Consider the following 3,130-nt stretch of genomic DNA (forward strand, 5'->3'; position numbering starts at 1 on the left):
ACACAGCACGGAGACTTCGCCGGCCTTGGCCCGGTGGCGCTTGCCGCGCCGCGAGCGTTCGAGAATTTGGGCCCGTTCGTACTCGGCGATCATGCCCTGGAACTGCAGCATCAGCTGGTCTTCCGGGGTGTCGGCATGCGGCGCTTTGATGAAGACGGTCTCGACACCGCGGCGGGCGAACTCCTCCATCAAGAGAAACTGGTAAGCATATTTTCTGCTCAACCGATCCGGGGAATGGATCAAGACAGCCTGGATGTGTCCCTCGGCCGCCAAGTCGCGCAGTCTCTCCAGCCCCGGCCGCGCCAGGCTGGCACCGCTGAACCCCGCGTCTTCGATGATCCAGTCATCGGGCACGCTGAATCCTTGCTCGCGGGCGAATGCGATCAGCGCCGCCGTCTGGCTGGCAATCGTGTTGTCCTCCTTCTGCTGGTCGGAGGACACCCGAGCATAAATTGCTGCGCACGTCATCGCTTCCCTCCCTTAGCCGCGGACCCGGGCCGACGATGCGAACCCGCTCCGCAACCAGGATTCCGTAGACCTGTGCCAATTTGGCCGGCAGCAGGCGGTCAAAGACAGGCTCGAGAAGGACGCTGCGAACATCGCTCTCCCGCCGCTCAGCCATGGCCGTCGGCTTCGCCGAGAAAAGCCCGAAGCGCCCGATCCACCATGGCGCTGATCGTCGTTCCTTCCGCCGCCGCCCGCGCTCGAATCGCATCGACCAAACTGGGCGCCAGCTTGAACGTCACCGCCTCCGTCGGCTCGGTCACTGGCACCGGCCGGCCGATCGCCTGCGCCTCCTCGATATACCGATAGGCCTGACGTCGGGACATGGTGAATTGACGCGACAACGCCATGGCTGCCTCCGCCACGCTCAGCCCACGCGCAAGCAACCCATGGGCCGCATTGATCCGTTCGGTCTTCTGCAAATCCGTTGAGCGCGGCATGTGACATATGCGTATTACCTTTTGCGACGACAGTCAAGCACAGAACGAGAACGATCGAGCGAAATCGACCGATCAAACACAAAGTTACCTTTTGCGTTCAGGGAGTGATCTCACCATTGCTGGCAAATCTGTACATGCGCCGGTTCGTGTTGGGATGGAAGAAGCTCGGCCTTGAGCAAAGCCTCGGCACTCGCCTCGTCACCTACGCCGACGACCTTGTGATCCTGTGCAGGAGGGGTAACGCCGAAGCGGCGCTGCATCAACTGCGCGCGATCATGGGCAAGCTGAAGCTGACGGTGAACGAGGACAAAACACGAATCTGCAAGGTGCCGGAAGGCGAGTTCGACTTTCTGGGATACTCGTTCGGACGGATGTATTCTCCGACGACTGGCAAAGCCCGTCTGGGCTACCGACCATCGAGGAAAAGCATCAGGCGGGCTGTGGAGAATATCCACGCGCTCACCGAACGCCGAACGACATGGCAAGAGACCACAAAGCTGGTGGCCAAGGTGAACCGGGCGTTGCGTGGGTGGGCCAACTACTTCTCTGTAGGGACCACCAGCAGAGCATACCGAGCGCTCGACAGCTACACAGCGGTGCGGTTGCGCCGGTGGTTGCGCCTCAAGCACAAGACCAGACGACGCAAGGGCGGGGCCTATCTAGACTCGCACCTCTACGAGCATATTGGGCTCGTACGTCTGACAAAGCTTGGGCGCGACGTGCCGTGGGCGAAGGCGTGAGATCTTGTCCGAGAGCCGGATGCGGGAGATCTGCATGTCCGGTTCGATGAGCGGGGTGTGGAAACGGAGCCATGGTCGAACCAGTGAGGCACCGCCAGACGAAAGAGGCGGCAAACAGATATGTTCAACCTACCGCCACCGCGCCACATCTCGACTCTACGCAGTCCATGAGCGAAACTGGCCTGTGAGGAGCCGGATGCGGGAAATCTGCACGTCCGGATCTGTGGGGGGCGGGGATCGGCAACGACCCCGCCTACCCGACAAGTTTGTGGTGTTAGCGCCACGCAAGGAGAGGCAGGCATCCATGGAAAAGGTTACCGTCATCGGGGTCGATCTGGCAAAGAACGTCTTTCAACTGCACGGGGCGGCAGCTGACGGATCAGTCGTATTTCGCAAGAAGCTGTCGCGCCTGCAGTTTTGCAAATTCATGGCGGGTCATCCGGCATGTGTCGTGGCGATGGAGGCGTGCGCCGGCTCCCATGATTGGGCGCGCGAGATGGTCCGGCTTGGCCACCAGCCGAAGCTGATTGCACCTCGCTATGTCAAGGCGTTCATCAAGCGGCAGAAGAACGACGCAGCGGATGCGGAGGCGATCGTCGAAGCAGCGCAACGGCCAACGATGCGCTTCGTCGAACCGAAAACCGAGGAGCAGCAGTCTCGGTCCATACTGTTTCGCACCCGGGAACAGCTGGTCAATCAGCGCACTGAGTTGGTCAACGCATTGCGTGCGCACCTTTATGAGTTCGGCCACATCACGCCGCAGGGAATTCGTTATCTGAACCGACTTGAAGGCTTCGTTGAGGACGAGAATGCCAATCTGCCTGATCTGGCCCGCGAAATCTGCCGCGATCTGCTGGACCGGATCTGTCAGCTAACTGGCCGGATCGACGCACTGAAGAAGAAGATCGATGCTTTGTCGAGGGAGGCTGAGGCATCCCGGCGCTTGCAAACCATGCCCGGCGTTGGCCCCATCGCCGCACTGGCGATCGAAACTTTCGCGCCCCTGATGGAGACGTTCAAATGCGGCCGTGACTTCGCCGCCTGGCTTGGGCTCGTCCCGTTGCAAAAATCGACCGGCGGCAAGCAACGACTGGGAAAAACCTCGAAGATGGGCCAATGCGATATTCGACGCCTGCTCATCATTGGAGCCATGGCTGTGGTCCGATGGGCATCGCGGAAGGGCGCGCCCGAGGGCTCCTGGCTCGCGCGCATGATGCCGAAGAAGCCGCGCATGCTCGTGGCCATTGCGCTGGCCAACAAGATGGCGCGTGGCCTCTGGGCCATGCTGACAAAGGAAGAGGATTACCAGAATCCGGCAACGGTGCCTGCATGAGCATTCTGCAGCACACCTGAACCGGTCCGTCGGGGATGTGAGGAAGGCCTTAACCGCATGGGCAAATGATCGATCAGATCGGGGTCAGGAAAACCAGAATGACGTACCGAACC

4 protein-coding genes are annotated in these 3,130 nt (G+C 60.8%); 2 read left to right on the plus strand and 2 right to left on the minus strand.

From position 1 onward, the window contains the following. Both EOA27_RS29195 and EOA27_RS29200 read right to left on the minus strand, forming a co-directional pair. On the minus strand, positions 1-468 hold a 468-nt coding region (locus EOA27_RS29195; RefSeq protein WP_145970598.1), incomplete at its 3' end, for a recombinase family protein. A 146-nt stretch (positions 469-614) separates the two neighbouring features. Further along, a complete protein-coding gene (locus tag EOA27_RS29200; RefSeq protein ID WP_127212758.1) occupies positions 615-944 on the minus strand; it encodes a hypothetical protein in 330 nt (109 codons plus the stop codon). Here EOA27_RS29200 and EOA27_RS29205 point away from each other — a divergent pair. Both EOA27_RS29205 and EOA27_RS29210 read left to right on the plus strand, forming a co-directional pair. Continuing rightward, positions 932-1,684, plus strand: coding sequence for a group II intron maturase-specific domain-containing protein (locus EOA27_RS29205; RefSeq protein ID WP_281059489.1), 753 nt, complete (start codon positions 932-934; stop codon positions 1,682-1,684). The genes EOA27_RS29200 and EOA27_RS29205 overlap by 13 nt on opposite strands. A gap of 304 nt (positions 1,685-1,988) precedes the next feature. Then, complete coding sequence (locus EOA27_RS29210) at positions 1,989-3,017, plus strand: IS110 family transposase (protein ID WP_127257853.1); 1,029 nt, start codon at positions 1,989-1,991, stop codon at positions 3,015-3,017. Positions 3,018-3,130 lie beyond the last annotated feature (113 nt).

This window comes from Mesorhizobium sp. M2A.F.Ca.ET.037.01.1.1 (assembly GCF_003998075.1).
Classification (GTDB): domain Bacteria; phylum Pseudomonadota; class Alphaproteobacteria; order Rhizobiales; family Rhizobiaceae; genus Mesorhizobium.

What these genes read in the sequence shown, in the direction of transcription:
- EOA27_RS29200 (WP_127212758.1), bottom strand. Translation starts at nt 944, where the DNA reads ATGCCGCGCTCAACGGATTTGCAGAAGACCGAACGGATCAATGCGGCC.
- EOA27_RS29210 (WP_127257853.1), top strand. Translation starts at nt 1,989, where the DNA reads ATGGAAAAGGTTACCGTCATCGGGGTCGATCTGGCAAAGAACGTCTTT.